The sequence below is a fragment of the Curtobacterium sp. MCBA15_004 genome (assembly GCF_001865055.2).
GTDB lineage: Bacteria > Actinomycetota > Actinomycetes > Actinomycetales > Microbacteriaceae > Curtobacterium.
Genome location: NZ_CP126266.1, coordinates 2,025,703 through 2,047,167, shown reverse-complemented (window position 1 = coordinate 2,047,167; position 21,465 = coordinate 2,025,703). Strand labels below are relative to the sequence as shown.

Genomic DNA, 21,465 nt, shown 5'->3' with positions numbered 1-21,465 from the left:
GGAGGCCGGGGCCCGACCCCGTTCCGGGGCCATCCGCCCCGGGACACGAACCAGGAACACCGTGCGGGACGCGTCCCGCCACTGCCCCAGGAGGCACCCATGGCCGATCCGCAGCGCGCACGCAAGATGGCGGACCGCATCAAGGAAGTCGTCGCCCGACGACTCGACAAGGGGCTGCGCGACCCGCGCCTCGGATTCGTGACGATCACGGACGTCCGGGTGACGGGCGACCTGCAGCACGCCTCGATCTTCTACACCGTGTACGGCTCCGACGAGGAGCGCGCCGACTCCGCCGCGGCGCTCAAGGCGGCGACCGGCATGCTCCGCTCGGAGGTCGGCAAGAACATCACCGCGCGGCTGACCCCGTCGCTCGAGTTCATCGCCGACGCCCTGCCGGAGACCTCCGCGCACATGGAGGACCTGCTCGTGCAGGCGCAGGTCCGCGACGCGCAGGTCAAGGCCGCGGCCGCCGGCGCGCAGTACGCCGGCGACGCCGACCCGTACAAGCACGACGAGGACGACGACGAGGACGAGACCGACCGGGCCTAGTGCTCACGCAGACGGGAGCGTGTACCCGCGCGCATCGTCACCGACGGCCAGACCGTCGCGGACGAGCGAGGCGAGGGCGCGCTCCCGCTGTGCGTCGTCGGGCCACACCAGGTCGATCTCCGACCGGGTCACGGGGACGTCGCTCGACCGCAGCTCGGCCATGAGCAGCCCGCGCACCTGACGGTCGCTGCCGGCGAACCTCGCCTGCTTCGGCGCCCGCGGGCCGTCGTGCTCCGGGTACCCGGCGGCACGCCACGCGCAGCGGTCCGCGATCGGGCAGGCGTCGCAGGCGGGGGAGCGGGCCACGCACACGAGCGCGCCGAGCTCCATCACGGCGGCGTTGGTCGCGGCGGCGGCGTCCCGGTCGGCGGGCAGCACGGACTCCATGAGCGGCAGGTCCTGCTTCGCCTTCGCGGGCCCCGGTTCGCCCTGTCCGAGCAGGGCACGTGCGAGCACGCGTCGCACGTTGACGTCGACCACCGGGTGCCGGTCGCCGTACGCGAACACCGCGACCGCCCGGGCCGTGTAGTCGCCGATGCCCGGCAGCGCGAGCAGCGCGTCGACGTCGCGCGGGACGACGTTGTCGTGCTGCTCGGCGATCGCGGTCGCCGCCGCGTGCAGCGCGAGCGCGCGTCTCGGGTAGCCGAGCCGGTCCCAGGCACGCACCGCCTCCGCCGGAGGCGACGCCGCGAGGTCCGCAGGAGTCGGCCACCGGGTGAGCCACGCCTCCAGCCGGGGGACCACGCGCGCGACCTGCGTCTGCTGCAGCATGACCTCGCTCACCAGCGTGCCCCACGCGGGGAAGCCGGGGCGGCGCCAGGGCAGGTCCCGCGCCTCGGCGCGGAACCAGGCGACCAGCGGGGTCGCGATGTCGGGGTGGATCGCGGCCGGCGGGTCGTCCACAGGTGAGCGGGTGACGTCCGGTGGGCTGTCCACAGGGGGACGGGAGGCTCCGCGCGCGTTCACCACGACAGCCTACGGTGGGCACATGGCACGCTGGGCACCGCAGGAGACCGACACGTACGCCGAGATCGCGGGCGAGGTGATCGCACAGGTCGGGACCAACCGCGCCGTCGTCGGTGTCGACGGACAGGACGGCGTCGACCTCGAGCGTGTGGCCGCCGGGCTGGTCGCCGGGTTCGCACGATACGGGGTGTCCGCGATGGCGGCGGCGGCGCCCTCGAGCGACGTCGACGTGCTGCGCTCCGACGTCGTGACGCCGTTCCGCACGACCGGGGCCGGGGACGGCGTGCTCGTCGTGCACGGGCACGGCCTGCTGGCACCGGGCGCGCGCGGTCTGTGGCGCTGGTCGCTGTGGGCGGAGCAGGAGACCGGTCGGCTCGAGCGGCGGGCCGACGTCAAGATCGCGGCCTCGGCGGTGCTCGACGTCACCGACCCGGACCACCCCCGCCGCGAGTGGAACGACGCCTGCTGACGGGCGGCACCGGGGTCGCGGCGGGCGTGGCCGCTGGTAGCCTCGTCCGGTGCTCGCATCCGCGCCTGACGGCATCCTCCTCGTCGACAAACCGCAGGGCATCTCCAGCCACCGCGTCGTCTCGATCGCACGGCGGCGGCTGGGTCTGAAGAAGATCGGGCACGCGGGCACCCTCGACCCGATGGCGACGGGTCTGCTCATCCTCGGGGCCGGACCGTCCACGCGGCTCCTCACGCACCTCGTCGGGCTCGGCAAGACCTACACCGCGACCATCCGCCTCGGCGTCTCGACCGACTCGGACGACGCCGACGGCACACCGACCGCCGCCGTGGGCGTCCGGGACGCCGACGTCTCGGCGGACGCCGTCGAACGGGCCGTCGCCGCGCAGCGCGGCACCATCGACCAGGTCCCGTCGACCGTCAGTGCGATCAAGGTGGACGGTCGTCGCGCCTACGACCTGGCGCGGAAGGGCGAGGAGGTCGTCCTCCGTGCACGGACCGTGACGGTCTCGCGGTTCGAGGTGACCGGACGCGAGGAGCACACGGTCACGGTCGACGGCACCGACGTCACGGTCGTCGACCTCGACGTCGTGGTCGACTGCTCGTCGGGCACCTACGTCCGGGCCCTCGCACGCGACGTCGGGGCCGCGCTCGGCACCGGCGCCCACCTCACGGCGCTCCGGCGCACGGCGGTCGGTCCCTTCGCGGTGACCGACGCGGTCGACATCGAGGACGAGTCCGTCGACGTCACCGCGGCCCTCGCCCGTCCTGCGGACGTCGCACGACGGCTCTTCCCGGTCGTCACGCTCGACGCCGCCGAGGCGAAGGACCTGACCGACGGCAAGCGGGTCGCCGCTGAGCACCCCGATTCAGAGGCTCCGGTCGCGGCGGTCGCACGCGAGGACGACCGGCTCGTCGGACTGGTGTCCGTCCACCGTGGGCGCCTGCGCGTCATCACGAACTTCCCGGCGCCGACCCCGGCCTCCGCCGCCCGCGGGACGGAGGCACGCCCGTGATCGAGTGGTTCACCTGGGTGCAGGTCGTCCTCGCCGTCGTCGTGGGGCTGTTCGCGGTCGTCGTCGGGTTCGTGGGGTGGAAGCCCGACGACTACACGGTCGGTGCGCTGGCGCTCGTCGAGCTCCTGCTCCTCGCGCAGGGCGTCGTCTCGCTCGTCCTCCCCGCGACCGGTGCGCCGCCGCAGGGCAACGCACTCGAGTTCGGGGTCTACGCGGTGTCGGTGCTGCTCGTCCCGCCGGCCGCGATCGTGTGGGCACTGATCGACCGGACGCGGTGGAGCACGGTCGTCCTCGGCGCGGGGGCGTTCACGGTCGCCGTGATGGTCTACCGGATGTACCAGATCTGGTTCGCCCTGAACTGAGGCGGACCGCGGACCGGCCCCACCGTCGGGCCCGCTGTGGGGCGTCGGCGGGCGTCCGTCGTCGGCTGTCCCCGGGCGTCGGTAGACTCGGTGCAATGGCGACCAGATCCTCCCTCGCGACCGGTGTCGGGCGCGTCCTCATCGCCGTCTACGGCATCCTCGCCCTCGCCGCGACCGGTCGCAGCGTGGTGCAGATCATCGAGAAGTTCTCCCACGCTCCCGTCGCCTACACGCTCAGCGCCCTCGCCGCGGTCGTCTACATCGTCGCGATGATCGCGCTGATCGCACCCGGCCGGGCCTGGTACCGCGTCGCCTGCGTGACGATCGGCTTCGAGATGGCCGGCGTGCTCGTCGTCGGCACGCTCTCGCTCGTCGACCGCCAGCTGTTCCCCGACGACACCGTCTGGTCCTACTACGGGCTCGGCTACGTCTTCGCCCCGCTCGTCCTGCCGATCGCCGGGCTGTGGTGGCTGCGCAAGCACCACCGTGCCGCGGCGGTCGAGCCCGCGCGGGCGTCCGTGCCGGCGGCCGGCGAGTAGGGCGCGCCGTGCAGTTCTACGACGACGTCGCGGACGTCGCCCAGGGGTTCGGCCCGAGTGCCGTCACGATCGGCAAGTTCGACGGCGTGCACGTCGGCCACCGTGCCGTCATCGCACACCTCGAGCGCGCCGCCCGCGAGCACGGCCTGGTGTCGACCGTCGTGACGTTCGACCGGCACCCCCTGAGCGTCATCGACCCGCAGCGGGTCCCGCCGTCGCTCACGAGCACCGCGCAGCGTCGCGAGCTGCTCGAGTCGATCGGTGTGGACGCCACGCTGCTCCTGCACTTCGACGACCGACTGCAGTCCCGCGAGCCCGAGGCGTTCGTGTCGGACGTCCTCGTCGACACACTGCACGCCCGGCTCGTCTTCGTCGGCAGCGACTTCCGCTTCGGTGCCCGCGGTGCCGGTGACGTCGCGCTGCTCCGGCAGCTCGGCGAGCGGCACGGCTTCCGGGTCGAGCTGATCGACGACGTCGACCTCCGCGACGACGTCCGCGCCGCCGACGAACGACGCGTGTCCTCGACCTGGATCCGCGAGCTGCTCACCGACGGCCGGGTCGCCGAGGCCGCACGGCTGCTCGGGCGCGAGCACGCGGTCCGCAGCACCGTGGTCCGCGGCAACCAGCGCGGCCGGCTCATGGGCTACCCGACCGCGAACCTCGACCCGGCATGCGAGGGCTTCGTCCCGGCCGACGGGGTGTACGCGGCGCGGGTGCTCCACGACGGGACGATCTACCCGGCTGCCGTCTCCGTCGGCAACAACCCGACGTTCGAGGGTGTGCCGGCGAAGCAGATCGAGGCGCACCTGCTCGACGTCGACATCGACCTGTACGACGAGACGATCTCGGTCTTGTTCGTCGCGTACGTCCGCGGGATGGTGGCGTTCTCGTCGATGGACGAGCTCGCGACGCAGATGCGGCAGGACGACCTCGACATCCGGCTCCTGCTCGGGATGCAGTCGACGGTCTGAGGCTCCCGACGGCCTGAGGCTCCCGACGGACTGAGGCTCCCGACCGTCTGAGCTTCCCGGAGGCGGTCCGCAACGCAGGAGGCCCCGTGACCGGTCGGTCACGGGGCCTCCTGCGTCGTCCGGGGTGGTGTCAGCCGCCCAGTGCGTCGAGCCAGATCCGGCGGGCGTCCAGGGCTTCCTGCGCGTCCTTGATCTTGCGGGCGTCACCGGTCGCGCGCGCGTCGGCGAGCTCGGCCTCGAGCTTGCCGATGGCGTCCTCGAGCTGGCTGGCGAGGCCGGTCTGGCGGGCCTTGCGCTCCGGGTCGGAGGACTTCCAGTGCTGGTCCTCGAGGCTCCGCACGTGGTCCTCGACGGCGCGGAGGCGGTCCTCGATCCGGCGCACGTCACCGCGGGGGACCTTGCCGATCTCGTCCCAGCGACGCTGGATGTCGGTCAGGGTCCGGCGTGCGGCGACCCGGTCGGTCTGCTGCAGGAGCGGCTCGGCCTCGGTGAGGAGGGCCTGCTTGGCGACCAGGTTCGCGGAGAACTCCTCGTTCTCGACCGCGACCTCGGCGTGGCGCTGCTCGAACAGCACGTCGCCGGCGGCCTTGAACCGTGCCCAGAGCGCGTCGTCGTGACGCTTCCCGGCGCGTCCGGCGCGCTTCCAGTCGTCGAGCAGCTCGCGGTAGGCGGGGATCCCGTCGGCACCGCGCGACGCGAGGGCCTCGGCCTGCTGGACGAGCTCCTGCTTGCGAGTGCGGGCGTCACGGTGCTGCGCGTCGAGCTCCGAGTAGAACGCACGGCGGTGCTGGTCGACGGTCGAGCGGGCGGCACGGAAACGCTTCCACAGCTCGTTCGCCTCGTTCTTGGGCAGACGCGGGCCGTCGTGCTGGTGCTGCTGCCAGCGTGCGAAGACGTCGTCGAGCTGCGCCGTGATCTGCTTCCACTGCGCACGGGCGGGGTCGACCGCGGCCAGCGCCTCGGCCTCCTCGACCAGTGCGGTGCGGTGCGCGAGGGCTTCGGTGAGGGCCTGCTGCGCCTGGGCAGCCTGCTCCGCGGTCAGGGAGCCGACCTGCTCGGACAGCGCCGCGACGCGGGTCTCGAGCGACTTCAGGTCGCCGACGACCCGGGCCTCGGCCACCTGGGCGCGCAGGTGCTCGACGCTCCGCGAGACGTCGTTCGCCGAGGCACCGCCCTTGGCGCGCTGCTCGGCGATCTTCACCTGGCCCTCGAGGTCGGCGTACTTGCGCGCGAAGTACGCGAGCGCTTCGTCCGGGGTGGCGTCCGGGTACTCACCGACCGCCTTCTCGGTGTCCTCGTACCGGACGTACACCGTCCCGTTCTCGTCGACCCGGCCCCAGGTCGTTGCTTCGTCAGGTCCCACAGGTCTCGCCTCGATCGTGGTAGTGCATCGCCGACGTCACCGTCGGCACGGTCAGGTCGTCAGCCTATTGCACGGACGGCCCCAGCGGCCCGCCGTGACGGGGACCTGTGGACTACTGCTCCTCGCGGATGGTCGCACCGGTGATCGTGGTGGCGACCTTCGGCTTCCCCGTGCCGTCCGCCCCGGGGTCCTGGACGCCCTTCGACGTGATCGTCGACTCGAGCGCGTCGAGACCGCTCGTGACCTTGCCGACGACCGTGTAGCCGCCGGTGGAGCCGTCGAGCGTGGTGTCGCCGTAGACGATGAAGAACTGCGTGGACTGCGAGTACGGCGAGGCCCCGCGGGCGATCGCGATGTCGCCGGTCGCGTACTTCCCGTCGGCCGGGACGTTCTCGAGCGGGCCGTACTGGAACCCGGCGTCACCGGTGCCGTCGCCGTTCGCCGACCCGCACTGCAGGAAGCGGAGGTCGGCGCCGTCGGCCAACCGGTGGCAGGTCGTCCCCGTGTAGAACTGCTTGCGGATGAGGTCGATCTCGACGCTCGCCGCCTGCGGGGCCGCCGCACCGTCGAGCTCGATGCCGAGGTCGACGGTCTTGTTCAGCGTCAGCGTGCCGGTCCAGGTGGCGCCCTTCGCGATGCGCTTGCTCGGGACGTCGCCGGTGTTGCCGGCCGCGCTCGCGGACGGTGTCGGCGTGGCGGTGGCCGACGCACTCGCGTCCGCTCCGGCCGATCGGTGCGTGCCGGCGAAGGCGAGCTGCGACCCGGTCGCGAGCGCGGCGACGAGCACCAGGACCACGATCCCGACCGTGTCGTCCCGGACACGCCGGCGTCGCTGCCGCTCGTGGAGGCCCTGACGGGCCTGGTACAGACGGAGCCGCTCGCGCGCCTCGCGGTTGTCGCGCGACTGGTTCTTCGGTGCCACGGTGCTGGTCGGACCTCTCGTCGAGTGTGCCGACGAGCGTAGCGGACGGCGCGGTGCGCCCGGCCTGGAGGCGCGCCCCCCGTCGGTGGGTCGGCCTACGATCGTCTGCATGGCAGCGGATCGATCGGGGATGCGTGCGCCCACCACGGGTGGGCGTGCGGGCCTGGCACAGGGGTCCGTCCCGCTCGCGGTGCGGATGCGCCCGACCAGCCTCGACGAGGTGGCCGGGCAGCAGCACCTGCTCGGACGCGGCAGCCCGCTCGTGCAGCTCGCGTCCGGCACCCGTGAGAACCCCGGTGGGGTCTCGGTGATCCTGTGGGGTCCTCCCGGCACCGGCAAGACGACCCTGGCGCAGGCGATCGCCCGGCAGTCCGGGCGCGAGTTCGTCGAGCTCTCGGCGGTGACCGCGGGCGTCAAGGACGTGCGCGAGGTCATGGAGAAGGCCCTGACCCACCGCGACCTGTACGGGTCGACGACGGTCCTGTTCCTCGACGAGATCCACCGCTTCAGCAAGGCCCAGCAGGACGCGCTGCTCCCCGGGGTCGAGAACGGGTGGGTCATCCTCATCGCAGCGACGACCGAGAACCCGTCGTTCTCGGTGATCTCGCCGCTGCTCTCCCGGTCGCTCCTGCTCACGCTCAAGCCGCTCACCGACGAGGACCTCGGCATGCTCGTCGACCGTGCCGTCGAGGACCCACGCGGCCTCGGCGGTTCGGTCGTGCTCGGCGACGACGCCCGGGCGGCCATCGTGCGGCTCTCGTCCGGCGACGCCCGCCGCGCCCTCACCGCGCTCGAGGCCGCGGCGGCCTCGGCCACGTCGCTGCACGAGGACGACGACGCGGACGGCCCCGCCCTCGACGGGGTCGACACCGTGCCGCTGGTGGACGCCGACACGGTCGCCGCCGCGGTCGACCGTGCCCTGCTGCGCTACGACCGACAGGGCGACGAGCACTACGACGTCATCAGCGCGTTCATCAAGTCGGTGCGGGGGAGCGACGTCGACGCCGCGCTGCACTACCTGGCCCGCATGATCGAGGCGGGGGAGGACCCGCGCTTCATCGCTCGTCGCATCATCATCTCGGCGTCCGAGGACATCGGCATGGCGGACCCGCAGGCGCTGCCGATCGCGGTCGCCGCCGCGCAGGCGGTGCAGCTCATCGGCATGCCCGAGGGGCGCATCCCCCTGGCCGAGGCGGTCGTCTACCTGGCGACCGCGCCGAAGTCGAACGCCGCGTACAACGGGGTGAACGCCGCGGTGGCCGACGTCAAGGCCGGTCGCATGGGGGTCGTGCCGCCGCACCTGCGTGACGCGCACTACCCGGGGGCGAAGCGCCTCGGGCACGGCAAGGGCTACGTCTACTCGCACGACGCCGAGCACGGTGTGGCGCAGCAGCAGTACCTGCCCGACGCGCTCGACGGCACCGAGTACTACACGCCCACCGGCAACGGCTTCGAGCGAGAACTCGGCCCGCGGCTCGAGCGGCTCCGGAAGATCACCCGCGGCGAGTAGCCACGCCGACACCGGCGTCCTGCGCCGGGCCGCGGTTGCTGCTATCGTTGTCGAGCCCACGTCCCGGTCCTCGCGTGCGGCTGCGTCGAGGACAGAGTGTCCACCGGTCTCCGGTGCCACGCGGACAGGGTTCGGACTGTAGCCGTCCGATCCCACAGGCTCATCCCTCTGGATCCCGTCGTCGGGTCCGACCGTGTCCGTTCGTCGAGCGCGCGTCCGGTGCCCCTCGAGTATTCAGTTCAGACAGAGAAAAGGACCCTGTGTCTACCAAGTCACGCACCCGTAGCAAGACCCGCCTGTCGCGCGCCCTCGGCATCCCGCTGACGCCGAAGGCGGCCCGGTACCTCGAGAAGCGCCCCTACGGCCCCGGTGAGCACGGCCGCACCCGCCGTCGTGCGGACAGCGACTACGCCGTCCGCCTCCGTGAGAAGCAGCGTCTGCGCGCCCAGTACGGCATCCGCGAGAAGCAGCTCCGCATCGTCTTCGAAGAGGCCCGCAAGACGAAGGGCCTGACCGGTGAGAACCTGGTCGAGCTCCTCGAGCAGCGCCTCGACGCCCTCGTGCTCCGTGCCGGCTTCGCCCGCACCACCGCGCAGGCCCGTCAGCTGATCGTGCACCGCCACATCATGGTCGACGGCAAGCTCGTCGACCGCCCCTCCTTCCGCGTGAAGGAGGGCCAGATGATCCACGTCAAGCAGCGCTCCGAGTCCCTCGAGCCCCTCCAGGTCGCCGCCGCCGGTGGCCACCTCGAGGTCCTCCCGAAGGTCCCGGGCTACCTCGAGGTCGAGATCGAGAAGCTCCAGGCCCGCCTGGTCCGTCGCCCGAAGCGCGCCGAGGTCCCCGTGACCTGTGAAGTGCAGCTCGTCGTCGAGTACTACGCAGCTCGCTGATCACCTGATCACCCCGAACGGCGGGTCGTCCTCTCAGGAGGGCGGCCCGCCGTTCTGCGTTCCCGGGACGTCCCGCCGCTAGACTCGTCGGCGCACGCAACCGCCCGCGTGCGCGAGAGGGAGAGGCACCGTGAAGCAGCTGGTCTTCGTCGCCGTCGGCATCGTCATCGGCTTCGCCGCTGCGCACCGGATCGCCCACACGCCCGGTGGTGCCCGCTTCTTCGCCGACGTGGACGCGCGCACGAAGGCCTTCACCGGCGCCGTGGCCGACGGCTACCGCTCGCGCGAGGCCGAGCTCCGCACCGACGCCTGACCCCCGCGGGGCGACCCGCCAGCGACCGCGTCACCGCACGACCCGTGCACCGCACGACCCTCCCGCCGACCTGAATCAGGAAGCACCATGCAGACCGCAGAGATCCGCCGCCGTTGGCTCCAGTTCTTCGGTGACCGCGGCCACACCGTCGTCCCGTCCGCGTCGCTCGTCTCGGACGACCCGTCGCTCCTGTTCACCGTCGCGGGCATGGTGCCGTTCATCCCGTACCTCACCGGTCTCGTGCCGGCGCCGTACCGTCGTGCGACGAGCGTGCAGAAGTGCATCCGCACGAACGACATCGAGGAGGTCGGCAAGACCCCGCGGCACGGCACGTTCTTCCAGATGAACGGCAACTTCTCGTTCGGCGACTACTTCAAGGAGCAGGCGATCGAGTACGCCTGGGAGTTCCTGACGTCGGCGGAGTCGGACGGCGGCCTCGGGTTCGACCCCGAGGACCTCTGGGTCACGGTGTACGAGGAGGACGACGAGGCGATCGCGTTCTGGAAGCAGCACTCCACGCTGCCCGACGAGCGCATCCAGCGCCTGGGCAAGGACACGAACTACTGGTCGACCGGCCAGCCCGGCCCGGCCGGACCCTGCTCGGAGATCTTCTTCGACCGCGGACCCGAGTACGGCGTCGACGGCGGTCCGGCGACCGACGACGACCGCTACGTCGAGATCTGGAACCTCGTGTTCATGCAGTACCAGATCCAGAACGTGCGGTCGAAGATCGACTTCGACATCACCGGCGACCTGCCGAACCAGAACATCGACACCGGCATGGGCCTCGAGCGCGTCGCGTTCATCAAGCAGGGTGTCGACAACATGTACGAGACCGACCAGGTCCGCCCGGTGCTCGACCGTGCCGCGGCCGTGTCCGGTCGTCGGTACGGTGCGGTGCACGAGGACGACGTCCGCATGCGGGTCATCGCCGACCACGTCCGGTCGTCGCTCATGCTCGTCGCCGACGGCGTCACCCCGTCCAACGAGGGCCGCGGCTACATCCTCCGCCGCCTGCTCCGTCGCACGGTGCGGGCGATGCGCCTGCTCGGCGTCGAGGGCGCGACCTTCCCCGAGCTGTTCCCGGCGTCGCGCGACGCCATGCAGGACGCCTACCCCGAGGTCGCCGAGCAGTACGACCGCATCGCGCGGATCGTCTACGCCGAGGAGGAGACCTTCCTCCGCACCCTGGCGCAGGGCACCACGATCCTGGACGTCGCGGTCGAGCGCGCGAAGCAGGACGGTGCGGCGGCGATCGGCGGGGACACCGCCTTCCTGCTGCACGACACGTTCGGCTTCCCGATCGACCTGACGATGGAGATGGCCGAGGAGGCCGGGGTCCACGTCGACCGCACGGCCTTCGAGACGCTCATGTCGGAGCAGCGGTCCCGCGCGAAGGCCGACGCGAAGAGCAAGAAGACCGCCCTCGCCGACCTCAGCGTCTACAGCGCCTTCCGCGCTGCCGGCGAGACGGTCTTCCTCGGGTACGACGCGCTCGAGGCCGAGTCGGCGATCCTCGGCATCATCGTCGGCGGGGTCAGCGTCGACCGTGCGGTCGCCGGCGACATCGCCGAGGTGATCCTCGGCGAGACCTCGCTGTACGCCGAGTCCGGTGGCCAGGACGCCGACCAGGGCTCGATCGTCGGCAACGGGTTCGACCTCGAGGTGCTCGACGTGCAGCGCCCCGTCGCCGGCCTCTGGAGCCACACCGTGCAGGTCCGCTCCGGCGAGGTCGGGGTCGGGGACGCCGCGACCACGGTCGTCGATGCCGAGTACCGCCGCGGTGCGACCCAGGCGCACTCGGCCACGCACCTCGTCAACGCCGCGCTCCGCGACGTCCTCGGTCCCGAGGCGCTGCAGGCCGGCTCGTACAACAAGTCCGGCTACATGCGCCTGGACTTCTCGTGGTCGCAGCCGGTGTCCACCGCGACGCGCTCCGAGATCGAGGAGGTCGTGAACGCCGCGATCCGCTCCGACCTCGAGGTCTCGACGCGTGTGCTGCCGCTCGACGAGGCGAAGTCCCTCGGTGCGCAGGCCCTGTTCGGCGAGAAGTACGGCGCCGAGGTCCGCATGGTCGACATCGGCGGCCCGTGGTCCCGCGAGCTGTGCGGTGGCACGCACGTGGCCTCGAGCGCCCAGGTCGGGCTCGTCAACCTCGTGGGGGAGTCGAGCGTCGGTTCGACGAACCGTCGTGTCGAAGCCCTGGTCGGGCTCGAGGGCTTCCGCGACCTCGCCGCCGAGCGCACGATCGTGTCGCAGCTGTCCAGCGCGCTCAAGGCGCCGCGCAACGACCTGCCCGCGCGGGTGCAGAGCCTGATGGAGGACCTCCGGAACGCCCAGAAGCGCATCGCGGAGTTCGAGTCGGCCAACCTGCAGCAGCGCGTCCCGACCATCGCGAAGCAGGCGACCACCGTCGGCTCGACGACCGTCGTGGCGGAGGCCGTCGACGGCCTGCAGTCGGGCGACGAGCTGCGGTCCCTCGCCACGGGCGTGCGTGCACAGCTCGGCGACGCCGCGGCCGTGGTCGTGCTCGGCGCCGTGGTCAGCGGCAAGCCGGTCGTGATCGTCGCGACGAACGACGCCGCGCGCGCCGCCGGTGTCCAGGCGGGCCCGCTCGCCAAGGAGGCCGCCGGCGTCCTCGGCGGTGGTGGCGGCGGCAAGCCCGACCTCGCCCAGGGCGGCGGGACCGACGCGGCGGCACTCCCGGCCGCGCTCCGCGCCGTCACCGCGCGTCTGGCGGGCTGAGGGTGGCGATGCGGTCCGGGCGACGACTCGGCGTCGACGTCGGGCGCGCCCGGATCGGCATCGCCGTCTGCGACCGGGACGGGCTGCTCGCCACCCCGGTCGAGACCGTCCGTCGTGACGACAAGACCGACGTCGGTCGCATCCTCGCGATCGCCGACGAGTACGACGTGCTCGAGATCGTCGTCGGGCTGCCGCTGTCGATGTCCGGCGACGACACGGCCTCGACGGCCGATGCCCGCGCGTTCGCCGACCGGCTGGCACGGCACCGACCCGTCCGGCTCGTCGACGAGCGACTGTCGACCGTCACGGCGCAGCGTGGCCTGCACCAGGCGGGCCGGAACACGAAGAAGTCGCGGGCCGTGATCGACCAAGCGGCCGCTGTTATCATTCTGCAACACGCGCTCGACCACGAGCGCGCGTCCAGCGCCGCCCCAGGCGCCACGCTCCCCTGACCGGCCGGCCCGGGACGCCGCGCCGACCGTCGTACCCGGACCGACGACCCCAGGCGGAGAACCCCGACCCGAGAGACCGAGGATCTGTTGGCAGACGACCTGGACTGGAACGCGATCATCGCGCCCGGCGACGACGCCGAGGGGCGGAACCAGCCTTCCGACCGTCCGACCGACACCGTCCGACCGCGCTCACGCCGCGAGGCGCGTGCAGCCGAGGCCCGTGCCCAGCAGGAGCAGGAGCAGGAGCAGGCGCTCAGGGCTCCGCAGCAGCAGGAGCCGCAGGAGCAGCCGGTGCCGCACCAGGCGATCACGCCGGACGAGGCCGCGCCGCAGCGACGCCGCGCGCAGCAGCAGGACCGGCCCGTCTCACCCGCTGACGCTCCCGTCGCGCGTGACCACGACGAGCTGCACCCCGAGGTGCAGGCCCTCCTGACCGGCGAGGTCCCGGCCGGTGCGGCTCGCGCCGGCGGCGCGGGAGGATCCGGACGTGACGGCGGCGACGGAGCCGGCCACGGCGGTGGCGGCGCGGGAGACGACGGACGCGACGGTCGTGGCGGGCGTGGGCGAGCCTCCCGTCAGCCGCGCGGACCGCGCCCGAAGCGGCGCCGCGGTCCGCTCGTGGCGGGCATCGTGATCGTCGCGGTCGTGCTGGCGGCCGGTGGTGGCGCGTACGCCTTCGCCGCGCCCAAGATCCAGCAGGTCGTGCAGGCATTCAGCGGGTCGCAGGAGTCCGACGACTACTCCGGCTCGGGCACGAGCAAGGTGACGATCACGATCAAGCAGGGCGACATCGGCGAGGACGTCGCGAAGACCCTGCAGCGCAGCGGTGTCGTGAAGAGCTCGAAGGTGTTCTACAAGCTCCTGCTCACCTCGCCCGACGTGCAGTTCCAGCCCGGCTCGTACGAGCTGAAGAAGCAGATGAGCGCGAAGTCGGCGCTCTCGGCCCTGCAGGACACGAAGAACCGGGTCCAGGCGTCGATCGTCATCCCCGAGGGCACAGCGCTGCAGGACATCGAGGCCGGCATGGTCTCGAAGGCCGGACTGAGCAAGGACGAGGTGTCCTCGGCCGCGAAGGACGTGCAGGCGTACGGTCTGCCGGCCGGTGTGACGACCCTCGAGGGCTGGCTGTTCCCCGCGACCTACCCGATCAACCCGGGGTGGAGCGCGAAGCAGTACTTCCAGTCGATGGTCGACACCATGAAGCAGCACCTGCAGGCCGCCGGCGTCGCCGAGGCCGACCAGGAGCGCGTGGTGGTCTTCGCCTCGCTGGTGCAGAAGGAGGCCGGCCAGGCCGACGACTTCCCGAAGGTCGCGCGCGTGTTCCAGAACCGCCTCGACAAGGGGATGCTCCTGCAGTCCGACGCGACGGTGGCCTACGGGACGGGGAACACCCACACCGTCACGACCACCGACGCCGAGCGCGCGGACGCGGACAACCCGTACAACACCTACGTGCACAAGGGGCTGCCCCCGGCACCGATCTCGAACCCGGGCGACGTCGCGATCAAGGCCGTCACCCAGCCGGCCACGGGCAACTGGCTGTACTTCGTGACCGTGAACCTGGACACCGGCGAGACCGTGTTCTCGGACACGCTGGCGCAGCACGACGCGGCGGTCGCCCAGTTCCGAGCGTGGTTGCGGGCGCACCCCGAGTACCAGTAGCAGCGGGGGCGTCGCAGGCCGTCGCACGTGCACGGGCTGTGGGAGGATGGGCGGCATGCTTCGTTGGTTGACCGCTGGTGAGTCCCACGGACCCGAACTCATCGCGATGCTCGAGGGCCTGCCCGCTGGCGTCCCGGTGTCGTTCGAGTCCATCCGCACCGACCTCGCGCGACGCAAGCTCGGCTACGGCCGTGGCTCGCGCATGAAGTTCGAGCAGGACGAGCTGCACGTCTCGGGCGGCGTCCGCCACGGGTACTCCATGGGCAGCCCCATCGCGATCCGCATCGGCAACACCGAGTGGCCGAAGTGGGTCGAGGTGATGAGCCCGGAACCGATCGAGCAGACCGAGATGTCCCGTGGTCGCGGCGCACCCCTCACCCGGCCCCGCCCCGGCCACGCCGACCTCGTCGGCATGCAGAAGTACGGCTTCGACGAGGCCCGCCCGATCCTCGAGCGCGCCTCGGCCCGCGAGACCGCGGCTCGTGTCGCCCTCGGCGCCGTCGCGAAGTCCTTCCTGGCCGAGCTCGGCATCCGGTCGGTCGCGCACACCCTGCAGGTCGGTACCGTGCGCGTGCCGGACGGCACCGCGCTGCCGATGCCCGACGACGTCGACCGCCTCGACGAGGACCAGCTGCGCTGCGCCGACCCCGAGACGTCGGCACGCATGGTCACCGAGGTCGAGGCCGCGAAGAAGGACGGCGACACGCTCGGCGGCGTCGTCGAGGTGCTGTTCTACGGGGTCCCGCCGGGCCTCGGCTCGCACGTGCAGTGGGACCGTCGGCTCGACGCTCGGCTCGCCGCGGCGATCATGGGCATCCAGGCCATCAAGGGCGTCGAGGTCGGCGACGGCTTCGCGACCGCCGGTCGTCGCGGTTCGGCCGCGCACGACGAGCTGTACCGCGAGGACGGCGAGATCATCCGGACGAGCGACCGCGCCGGCGGGACCGAGGGCGGCATGTCCACGGGCACCGTGCTGCGGGTCCGTGCCGCGATGAAGCCGATCGCCACCATCCCGCACGCGCTGCACACCATCGACACCACCACGGGTGAGGACGCCGCAGCGCACCACCAGCGCAGCGACGTCTGCGCCGTGCCGGCCTCCGGCGTCGTCGCCGAGGCGATGGTCGCGCTCGTGCTCGCCGACGCCGTGCTCGAGAAGTTCGGCGGCGACAGCCTGGCCGAGACCAAGCGCAACCTGGAGGGGTACCTGGCCGCGATCCCGGAGACGCTGCGCTCCCGGCGCACCGAGACCACCGAGCCGACCGCCGCCCGGTGACCGGGACGGGACCGGCGCAGGCGGCCACCGCGGGCAGCACCGCGCCGGTCGTGGTCATCGGACCGATGGGCGCCGGCAAGTCCAGCGTCGGCAAGCGCGTCGCGAAGGCGCTCGGGGTGTCCTTCACCGACACCGACCGTGCGATCGTCCGCGAGCACGGTCCGATCCCCGGCATCTTCGCCGACCGCGGTGAGGCGGCGTTCCGCGAGCTCGAGGCCGAGGCCGTGCGCGCCGCGGTCACGCGCGGCGGCGTCGTCGCCGTCGGCGGGGGAGCGGTCACGCACGCGGCGACCCGCGAGGCGATGGCCGGCGCGCGGATCGTCCTGCTGACCGTCTCGCCCGAGGCCGTCGCCGACCGCATCGCCGGCAGCGACCGGCCGCTGCTGGCGGACGGCGGCATCGACGCGTGGCAGACCATCCTGGACGCACGCGCGGCGACGTACGCCGAACTCGCGCACGCGACCTTCGACACCTCGCGGCGGCCGATGTCGCACGTCGTTGACGAGGTCGTCGCGTGGGTGCGGGGAAGCACACCGCCCGACCCCCGCACGCCGGCCGGTACGAGCACCCCGGCCGACACGAACACGCCGACCAGTGCGAGCACGCCGACCGGCACGAGCACGCCGACCGACACGAGCCCCGGAGCGGGGCGTCGCACCACCACCGGAGGGACCCCGTGAACCAGTCGACCCCGAGCACCCACCTGCCGGAGGGCACCACCGAGATCCGTGTCGGCGGCGAGGGCGGCTACGTCGTCGTGGTCGGGAACGGGCTGCTCGGCGCCGTCCCGGCACTGCTCGGGCCGCGGGTCGCGAAGGTGCTGATCGTGCACGCGCCGACGCTCGGCGCCCGCGCGAACGAACTCCGCGCGCTGCTGGCGGACGCCGGGCTCGAGGCGCTCATCGCCGAGGTGCCCGACGCCGAGGGCGCGAAGCGCGTCGAGGTCGCCGCATTCTGCTGGCAGGTGATGGGGCAGGCCGACTTCACCCGGACCGACGCCGTCATCGGGCTCGGCGGGGGCGCGGTGACCGACCTCGCGGGCTTCGTCGCCGCGACGTGGCTCCGCGGCGTCGCGTTCCTGGCGATCCCGACGAGCGTGCTCGCGATGGTGGACGCGAGCGTCGGCGGGAAGACGGGCATCAACACCAACGAGGGCAAGAACCTCGTCGGGGTGTTCGCCGCGCCGCGTGCGGTGGTCGTCGACCTCGACCTCGCGAAGACCCTGCCGCGGAACGAGATCCTGACCGGGTTCGCCGAGATCGTGAAGGCCGGGTTCATCGCGGTGCCGGAGATCCTCGACCTGGTCGAGGCCGACGTCGCCCGGGTCACCGACCCCACCACGCCGGAGTTCCGTCGCGTGGTCGAGCTGGCGATCGAGCTCAAGGCGCAGGTGGTGTCCGACGACTTCACCGAGCAGGGCCGCCGGGAGATCCTGAACTACGGGCACACGCTCGGGCACGCCATCGAGCACGCTGAGCGGTACCAGTGGCGGCACGGCGCGGCGGTCGCCGTCGGCATGGTGTTCGCGGCCGAGCTCGCTCGGCTCACGGGGCACCTCGACGACGCCACGGTCGATCGGCACCGCTCGATCCTGGAGTCGCTCGAGCTGCCGACCACGTACGGCCTCGGCCGGTGGGAGGGACTGCTCGCGACGATGCGTCGGGACAAGAAGGCCCGGGCCGGGATGCTGCGGTTCATCATCCTCGACGGGGTCGGCAAGCCGGTCACGCTCGAGGGACCCGAGGACCACCTGCTGTTCACGGCCTACCAGGAGGTCGGGGTCTAGGCCGACGCCGCCGAAGGGGTTCAGCGGAGCGTCGGCCGTGTCCGCCGCCACCACCACTTCAGGCGCATCGACACCGTGAGCACCCCGGTGCGTTGCCACTCCCGGAACTCCTCGACCGTGGCGCCGTTCTCCCACGCCCAGTACTCGTCGTCGTCCCGGTCGGGGTCGAGGGCGTCCGGCAGCGGCTTCAGGAGAGACATCAGGAGGGCTCCTCATCGGGTGACGGTGTCTGCAACGGTGACGATGACGGCGGTTGTCGTGGCGGTCGTGGTGGTTGCGACGCGACGGCGGGGTCGCTGGCGAGGGCGCGACGCGCGAGGCGTCGGTCGGCCTTCGGCCAGGACGTTACCGTCGCCAGGTTCCGCAGTACAGCGGTGGAAATGTTGTACGCGCTGCTGCCCGGGCGCTGGTCGAGCGCCCAGGTGAAGCGGTCCCAGGCATGGTGTCGGACCGCCGTTCGCCGCGCCTGGTGGGCGCCGAACCAGCTGACCGCCGCACCGACGATCGATGCGACCGCCGCGAGAGCGGCTGCGATGACTGCTGTCTCCATGCGATGATCCTGCGGCCCGGAAGGCGAGGCGAGGACGGCGGTGCGCCGACCTGTGGATGCCGCGCCGCGCCTCCAGGCTGTGGAGGAACACGGGCGCTGCGGCTGTCGCGCAGGGCCGGGGAGCAGACTGGTCCGGTGCCCACTCCGCCCCGCCTGAGCGACCTCGGTCAGCAGGACGTCGAGGTCGGGAGCCTGCGGTCCCGCGGCCGTCGCTTCGCCGAGCTGCTCGCGATCGCCCGCCGTCACCGGCTGCTGCCGTTCCGTCGACTCGACTTCACCCGTGACCCCGCGACCGCGGACCTGCGACGTGACCAGGCCGAGCACCTGCGCCGAGCGCTCGAGGAGGCCGGCGGCGGGTTCGTGAAGATGGGGCAGCTGCTGTCGACCCGGGACGACCTGCTCCCCGAGGAGTGGACCGAGGGGCTCGTGCACCTGCAGGGGAGCGTGACGCCCGCCGCCCCCGACGAGGTCGCCGCGCTGCTCCTGGAGGAGCTCGGCGCGCCGGTCGACGAGGTGTTCGCGACGTTCGACCCGGAGCCGGTCGCCGCGGCCTCGATCGCGCAGGTCCACCGCGCGACGCTGGCCGACGGGACCACCGTGGCCGTCAAGGTGCAGCGCCCCGGCATCGACGCGGCGGTGCGGCGGGACGTCGACATCGCGATGCGGGTCGTGCGGTTCCTCGCCCGGACCAGCGCCGAGGCGCGGCAGGTCGGCATCGTCGACGTCGCGCAGCAGTACGCCGACGACCTGGTCCGCCAGGTGGACTTCGCCTCCGAGATGCGGAACCTCGCGGCGCTGCGTGCGGCGCAGGCCCGGAGCGCGCGGCCGGATGCGGTGGCGTTCCCCGAGCCGTACCGGGAGCTCTCCACGCGACGGGTGATGGTGATGGAGTTCCTCGAGGGCGAGACCCTCAGCGCGCTCCGCGCCGTCCGGTCCGACCGCGACCTGGACGCGCCGATGCGCGCCGTCCTCGACGCGTTCCTGCGACAGGTCGTGTTCGACGGGATCTACCACGCCGACCTGCACCCCGGGAACGTCGTGCTCCTGCCGGACGGTCGGCCGGCGCTCATCGACTTCGGGTCGGTCGGGCGGCTCGACCCGGGGCTGCGGGAGACCGTCCAGGAACTCCTCGCCGGGTACATCCAGGACGACACGGCACGGATCGCCGACGGGGTGCTCCGGATGGCGCCCGTGCGGGACCCCGAGGACGAAGCCGACTTCCGCCGGGACATCGCCGCGTTCGTCGCCGACGAGCTCGGGCCGGGTGCCCGCATCGGCGTGGAGACGGTGGACGACGCCGTGGCCGTCTTCGGGCGGTACCGGCTCAAGCCGCCGCCGGACTTCGTGGCCGCCGCCCGGGCACTCGCCATCTTCGAGGGGACGCTCCGGACCCTGGCGCCGTCGTTCGACCTGCTCGAGGAGTCCCGGGACCTGGCCCGTCGCCAGATCCGCGACCAGCTCCGGCCGAAGGCGGTGCGGGACCTGGCGCTGCGCGAACTCGTCGGCGTGGCGTCGACGCTCCGGAAGCTCCCGCGCCGGATCGACCGGATCGGCGAGGCCGTCGAGAAGGGCGACCTGGCGGTCCGGATCCGGCTGTTCTCGGACCGGCGCGACCGGGAGGTCGTCGCCGGCCTGGTCCGTCGGGTGCTGCTCGTGCTCCTCGGGGCAGGCGCCGGCGTGCTCGCGATCGTGTACCTGGCGACGCCCGTGCGGTCGGACGCCGTGCTGTCGACCGCGAGCGCCGGGGGACTGCTCGGCGGGACGGCGGTGGTGCTGCTGGTGTGGGCGGCCGTCGACGCGTGGATCGCACGGCGGAGACGGTGACGCCGTGCCGTGCCGCGGGCGTCCTGCGGCGGCAGGGACGCTGACGCCTGCGGCGACGCTGACGCCGTGCGTCGGCGGTCCTGCGGCGCGGGCGTCCTGCCCTGCGGGCGTCCCGCCCCCGTCCGCTAGACTCGTCCGGGCGTCGGCTCGGGTCACCCCGGCCGACACCGGGACCGGACGCACGTCCGGGAGACCTTCACAACACCATCGAACGGAAGACCCATGGCGAGTACCACTGACATCAAGAACGGCGCCGTTCTCATCATCGACGGGCAGCTCTGGTCGGTCGTCGAGTTCCAGCACGTCAAGCCGGGCAAGGGCGGCGCATTCGTCCGCACCAAGCTCAAGAACGTCGTCTCGGGCAAGGTCGTCGACCGCACGTTCAACGCCGGCGCGAAGATCGACACCGCGACCGTCGACCGTCGCGACTACCAGTACCTGTACCAGGACGGCGAGTCCTACGTGTTCATGGACACCGACACCTACGACCAGGTCCACGTCTCGGAGACCGTCGTCGGCGACGCCAAGAACTTCCTGCTCGAGTCCGCCATGGTCACCATCGCGATGAACGAGGGCAACCCGCTCTACATCGAGCTCCCGACCTCCATCGTCACCGAGGTCGAGACCGAGCCCGGCCTGCAGGGCGACCGCTCGTCCGGTGGCACGAAGGACGCGACGATCATCGCGACCGGCCACCGCATCCAGGTCCCGCTGTACCTCGAGAGCGGCACCACCGTGAAGATCGACACGCGCGACGGCAGCTTCCTCGGCCGCGTCAACAACTAGGCGACGCTGTATGAGTGCTCGTTCGAAGGCCCGCAAGCGCGCCCTCGACATGCTGTACGTGGCCGAGGTGCGTGAGCTCCCGATCACCGACGTCCTGGCGACGGAGACCGTGCGGCACCTCGACCAGCCCGAGCGTGCCTCGAGCTGGGACTACGCACGACAGATCGTGACCGGTGTCGACGACGACCGGTCCGCGATCGACAAGGTGATCATCGAGCACGCGCAGGGCTGGTCGATCGCCCGGATGCCCGTGCTCGACCGCTGCATCCTCCGGATGGGCGTGTGGGAGATCCGGTACAACCCGGAGGTGCCCGACGCGGTGGCCATCGCCGAGGCGGTCGAACTCGCGCAGTCGCTGTCGACGGACGACTCGGCGAGCTTCGTGAACGGCGTCCTCGGCGCCGTCGCGGGCGGCCGGGGAGCAGCCGGTCGGAACGGCGACCACGGCACCACGCAGCACGAGGAACCGTCCGATCGGACGGTCGCAGGGGACCAGGAGTCCCGGTAGGGTTGTC

General features: G+C 72.3%; 23 protein-coding genes. 18 read left to right on the top strand and 5 right to left on the bottom strand.

Going from position 1 to position 21,465, the window contains the following annotated elements:
• Positions 1–99 precede the first annotated feature (99 nt).
• The gene (gene rbfA / locus QOL16_RS09605) at positions 100–549 is read left to right on the top strand and encodes a 30S ribosome-binding factor RbfA (RefSeq protein ID WP_065959197.1); all 450 of its coding nucleotides are present in this window, start codon (positions 100–102) and stop codon (positions 547–549) included.
• A gap of 3 nt (positions 550–552) precedes the next feature.
• Here rbfA and QOL16_RS09600 read toward each other — a convergent pair whose 3' ends face one another.
• Complete coding sequence (locus tag QOL16_RS09600) at positions 553–1,431, bottom strand: A/G-specific adenine glycosylase (protein WP_071282665.1); 879 nt, start codon at positions 1,429–1,431, stop codon at positions 553–555.
• Between the two features lie 106 nt (positions 1,432–1,537).
• Here QOL16_RS09600 and QOL16_RS09595 point away from each other — a divergent pair, with 106 nt between their 5' ends.
• The 5 genes from QOL16_RS09595 (at position 1,538) to QOL16_RS09575 (ending at position 4,871) form a co-directional block, all read left to right on the top strand.
• Positions 1,538–1,984, top strand: a complete 447-nt coding sequence (locus QOL16_RS09595) for a hypothetical protein (RefSeq protein ID WP_071282632.1) — start codon at positions 1,538–1,540, stop codon at positions 1,982–1,984.
• Positions 1,985–2,033: 49 nt separating this feature from the next.
• The gene (truB, locus tag QOL16_RS09590; protein ID WP_065959193.1) at positions 2,034–2,999 is read left to right on the top strand and encodes a tRNA pseudouridine(55) synthase TruB; all 966 of its coding nucleotides are present in this window, start codon (positions 2,034–2,036) and stop codon (positions 2,997–2,999) included.
• The gene (locus QOL16_RS09585; protein ID WP_071282630.1) at positions 2,996–3,361 is read left to right on the top strand and encodes a hypothetical protein; all 366 of its coding nucleotides are present in this window, start codon (positions 2,996–2,998) and stop codon (positions 3,359–3,361) included. Before truB ends, QOL16_RS09585 begins: the two co-directional genes overlap by 4 nt.
• Before the next feature lie 95 nt (positions 3,362–3,456).
• Positions 3,457–3,900 (top strand): hypothetical protein, encoded by a 444-nt coding sequence (locus QOL16_RS09580; protein WP_071282628.1) that lies wholly within the window; start codon positions 3,457–3,459, stop codon positions 3,898–3,900.
• A gap of 8 nt (positions 3,901–3,908) precedes the next feature.
• Entirely contained in the window at positions 3,909–4,871 is a 963-nt protein-coding gene (locus QOL16_RS09575; RefSeq protein ID WP_071282626.1) for a bifunctional riboflavin kinase/FAD synthetase, read from the top strand.
• A gap of 130 nt (positions 4,872–5,001) precedes the next feature.
• Here QOL16_RS09575 and QOL16_RS09570 read toward each other — a convergent pair whose 3' ends face one another.
• Entirely contained in the window at positions 5,002–6,234 is a 1,233-nt protein-coding gene (locus QOL16_RS09570; RefSeq protein WP_171898685.1) for a DUF349 domain-containing protein, read from the bottom strand.
• A gap of 112 nt (positions 6,235–6,346) precedes the next feature.
• A complete protein-coding gene (locus QOL16_RS09565; RefSeq protein ID WP_065959185.1) occupies positions 6,347–7,156 on the bottom strand; it encodes a peptidylprolyl isomerase in 810 nt (269 codons plus the stop codon).
• Positions 7,157–7,286: 130 nt separating this feature from the next.
• Here QOL16_RS09565 and QOL16_RS09560 point away from each other — a divergent pair, with 130 nt between their 5' ends.
• The 9 genes from QOL16_RS09560 (at position 7,287) to aroB (ending at position 17,790) form a co-directional block, all read left to right on the top strand.
• A complete protein-coding gene (locus tag QOL16_RS09560) occupies positions 7,287–8,666 on the top strand; it encodes a replication-associated recombination protein A (protein WP_083394162.1) in 1,380 nt (459 codons plus the stop codon).
• Positions 8,667–8,926: 260 nt separating this feature from the next.
• Positions 8,927–9,556: a 30S ribosomal protein S4 gene (gene rpsD, locus QOL16_RS09555; protein ID WP_058742120.1), complete on the top strand. Its 630-nt coding sequence runs from the start codon at positions 8,927–8,929 to the stop codon at positions 9,554–9,556.
• A 130-nt stretch (positions 9,557–9,686) separates the two neighbouring features.
• Positions 9,687–9,869: a hypothetical protein gene (locus QOL16_RS09550; RefSeq protein ID WP_065959183.1), complete on the top strand. Its 183-nt coding sequence runs from the start codon at positions 9,687–9,689 to the stop codon at positions 9,867–9,869.
• 87 nt (positions 9,870–9,956) lie between these two features.
• A complete protein-coding gene (gene alaS / locus QOL16_RS09545) occupies positions 9,957–12,614 on the top strand; it encodes an alanine--tRNA ligase (RefSeq protein ID WP_065959178.1) in 2,658 nt (885 codons plus the stop codon).
• Positions 12,615–12,622: 8 nt separating this feature from the next.
• A complete protein-coding gene (gene ruvX, locus QOL16_RS09540; RefSeq protein ID WP_065959320.1) occupies positions 12,623–13,066 on the top strand; it encodes a Holliday junction resolvase RuvX in 444 nt (147 codons plus the stop codon).
• Between the two features lie 87 nt (positions 13,067–13,153).
• Entirely contained in the window at positions 13,154–14,728 is a 1,575-nt protein-coding gene (gene mltG / locus QOL16_RS09535; protein WP_253181518.1) for an endolytic transglycosylase MltG, read from the top strand.
• 55 nt (positions 14,729–14,783) lie between these two features.
• Positions 14,784–16,004, top strand: coding sequence for a chorismate synthase (gene aroC / locus QOL16_RS09530; RefSeq protein WP_065959318.1), 1,221 nt, complete (start codon positions 14,784–14,786; stop codon positions 16,002–16,004).
• A complete protein-coding gene (locus tag QOL16_RS09525) occupies positions 16,001–16,684 on the top strand; it encodes a shikimate kinase (RefSeq protein WP_366556873.1) in 684 nt (227 codons plus the stop codon). The genes aroC and QOL16_RS09525 overlap by 4 nt, the downstream gene beginning before the upstream one ends.
• A gap of 23 nt (positions 16,685–16,707) precedes the next feature.
• Positions 16,708–17,790 carry a 3-dehydroquinate synthase gene (gene aroB / locus QOL16_RS09520; protein ID WP_065959316.1) on the top strand — a complete coding sequence of 361 codons (1,083 nt, stop codon included), beginning with the start codon at positions 16,708–16,710 and terminating at the stop codon, positions 17,788–17,790.
• Between the two features lie 20 nt (positions 17,791–17,810).
• On the opposite strand, the gene QOL16_RS09515 is transcribed toward aroB, so the two are convergent.
• Together QOL16_RS09515 and QOL16_RS09510 are read right to left on the bottom strand one after the other, a co-directional pair.
• Complete coding sequence (locus tag QOL16_RS09515; RefSeq protein WP_065959176.1) at positions 17,811–17,990, bottom strand: hypothetical protein; 180 nt, start codon at positions 17,988–17,990, stop codon at positions 17,811–17,813.
• The gene (locus QOL16_RS09510; RefSeq protein WP_305410762.1) at positions 17,990–18,340 is read right to left on the bottom strand and encodes a hypothetical protein; all 351 of its coding nucleotides are present in this window, start codon (positions 18,338–18,340) and stop codon (positions 17,990–17,992) included. The genes QOL16_RS09515 and QOL16_RS09510 overlap by 1 nt, the downstream gene beginning before the upstream one ends.
• 135 nt (positions 18,341–18,475) lie before the next feature.
• Here QOL16_RS09510 and QOL16_RS09505 point away from each other — a divergent pair, with 135 nt between their 5' ends.
• The 3 genes from QOL16_RS09505 (at position 18,476) to nusB (ending at position 21,458) form a co-directional block, all read left to right on the top strand.
• A complete protein-coding gene (locus QOL16_RS09505; RefSeq protein WP_065959174.1) occupies positions 18,476–20,164 on the top strand; it encodes an AarF/ABC1/UbiB kinase family protein in 1,689 nt (562 codons plus the stop codon).
• A gap of 222 nt (positions 20,165–20,386) precedes the next feature.
• Entirely contained in the window at positions 20,387–20,950 is a 564-nt protein-coding gene (gene efp / locus QOL16_RS09500; RefSeq protein ID WP_065959173.1) for an elongation factor P, read from the top strand.
• 10 nt (positions 20,951–20,960) lie between these two features.
• The gene (gene nusB / locus QOL16_RS09495) at positions 20,961–21,458 is read left to right on the top strand and encodes a transcription antitermination factor NusB (RefSeq protein WP_253181517.1); all 498 of its coding nucleotides are present in this window, start codon (positions 20,961–20,963) and stop codon (positions 21,456–21,458) included.
• Positions 21,459–21,465 lie beyond the last annotated feature (7 nt).